Source organism: Anaerolineae bacterium (genome assembly GCA_014360855.1).
Taxonomy (GTDB): domain Bacteria; phylum Chloroflexota; class Anaerolineae; order JACIWP01; family JACIWP01; genus JACIWP01.
Genome location: JACIWP010000392.1, coordinates 1 through 1,991 on the forward strand (window position 1 = coordinate 1; position 1,991 = coordinate 1,991).

Genomic DNA, 1,991 nt, shown 5'->3' on the forward strand with positions numbered 1-1,991 from the left:
TATCACCGCCATCAGCGTGGCCGAACCGGAAAAAGCCCTGCGGGCGCGCGTCTCCAAGCTGGTGTCCCAGACCCTTTCTTTGTTGGGCCGGCCGGTCAAGGTGCCCGGCGCCAAAATTGACATTGTGGACCGCTATTTGGGCGGGGGATACGCCGTCCTGGGAGAGCCGGAACGCGAGGCCATCGCCCTGATGGCCGGCTATGAGGGCATCCTGGTGGGGCCAGTGTACACGGGCCGCGCGCTGGCCGGCATGATTGACATGATCCGGCGCGGGGAGATCGCGCCCGAGGAAACGGTGCTCTTCTGGCACACCGGGGATACCGCGGCGCTCTTCGCCTATGCGCGTGAACTGCGCCGGCAAGGGGTGATGATGGCGCGATGAGCACCTTCAGGCCGAAACTGGCAGAGGTTTCCAGCCAGTGGCATCACCGTGACGGCCGGCCGGTGCTCGTACTGCAAAACGCGTTGGGGCTGTCTGACAGCGCCATCGCCCTGCCTTCGGAGCTGGCGCTTCTGCCGGCCCTATGCGACGGTTCCCGGGACGTGGGTGCCCTGCGGGCGGCCCTCCTACTGCGCGCCGGCGTGCGCATCTCCGAGGAACTTCTCTCCCACATTCTCCAGCAGATGGACGAAGCACTGCTCTTTGAGGGCGAGCGGCTGGCCCAGGCCCAGTCCGAGGCCCTGCGGCGCTATCAGGCGGCGGATGGACGGCCGCCGGCCAGCGCCGGCAGTGCCTATCCCCCTGACGCGGAATCGGCCGCCTTAATGCTGGGACAGCTATTGGAGGAATGCACCAGGCAGACGGAGCCTCCGGCACTGCCGGCGCCGGCGGAAACCCTGCGCGGCATCCTCTCCCCCCATATTGACTATTACCGCGGCGGCCCGGTGTATGCCGGCACCTGGCGGCTGGCGGCGCCGGCCCTGCGCCAGACCGACCTGGTGGTGATCCTCGGCACGGACCATCGCGGCGGTGACGGCACCCTGACCCTGACGCGGCAGTCCTATCGCACGCCGTGGGGCATACTGCCGACCGACCGGCCGGCGCTGGAGCGGCTGACGGCGCGGCTGGGCGCGGAGGCGGCCCTGGCAAATGAACTGCATCATGCCGTGGAGCATTCCGTGGAGCTGGCGGCGGTGTGGCTGCACTATATGGTGCTGCAGACGGCCGGCGGAGCAGAAGCGCCGTTCTCCATCCTGCCCATTCTATGCGGCTCTTTGGACGCGGTCATTGAGGGGCGAGGGACATTGGAGCAGTATCCCCTGGTGCGCGAGCTGGTGCAGGAACTACGGGCCGTTGCGTCGGAGCGGCGGGCGGTGTTTGTGGCGGCGGCGGACCTGGCACATATGGGGCCGGCCTTCGGCGGGTATCCGGTCGGGTTTATGGAACGAGCGGCCTGCCGCGCCGCGGATGAGGCGCTCCTGCGGGCGATCTGCGCCGGCGATGCAGAAGGGTTTCTCGAACGCATCGTGCGCGAGGGCAACCGCCGTAATGTGTGCGGTGTGACGCCGATATATCTGATGCTGGCCGCCCTGGGGCCGGCGCGGGGGGTCACGACGGGCTATCAGCTCTGCCCCGCGGACGAGGGCAATACCTCCATCGTTTCCATCGCCGGCGCTTTGCTGTGGTGATGGGTGATGCACGTAAAACGCCCCCGCTGAAATCGCTCAGCGGGGGCGTTTTGATTATCCGAGCATTTCCAGCAGTTTGGCGGCGATGGCGTCAATGGTGGGGTTATGATAGCGTTCGATGGCCCCCGTGTCCCCCATGCGGGCAAGCTGGGGGTCCAGAGGAAGCCGGCCGAGCAGGGATACGCCGAGATGTTGGGCTACTTCCTCTGCGTGGGATGGGCCGAAGACCTCGATATGTTCCCCGCATTTCGGACATTCGACATAACTCATGTTCTCGATCACGCCCAGGATGGGCACGTTCAGGCGTTGGGCCATCTGGGCGGCCTTGCGCACCACCATGCCGGCCAGGTCCTGCGGTGATG

General features: G+C 66.8%; 3 protein-coding genes. 2 read left to right on the plus strand and 1 reads right to left on the minus strand.

Annotated features, from left to right (window positions below):
* The coding region (locus tag H5T60_14365; GenBank protein ID MBC7243614.1) for a pyridoxal-phosphate dependent enzyme at positions 1-382 on the plus strand (382 nt) is incomplete at its 5' end.
* The gene (gene amrB / locus H5T60_14370) at positions 379-1,629 is read left to right on the plus strand and encodes an AmmeMemoRadiSam system protein B (GenBank protein MBC7243615.1); all 1,251 of its coding nucleotides are present in this window, start codon (positions 379-381) and stop codon (positions 1,627-1,629) included. The genes H5T60_14365 and amrB, both read left to right, overlap by 4 nt.
* Positions 1,630-1,683: 54 nt before the next feature.
* Here the strand turns inward: amrB and H5T60_14375 are convergent.
* The coding region (locus tag H5T60_14375) for a P-loop NTPase (protein MBC7243616.1) at positions 1,684-1,991 on the minus strand (308 nt) is incomplete at its 5' end.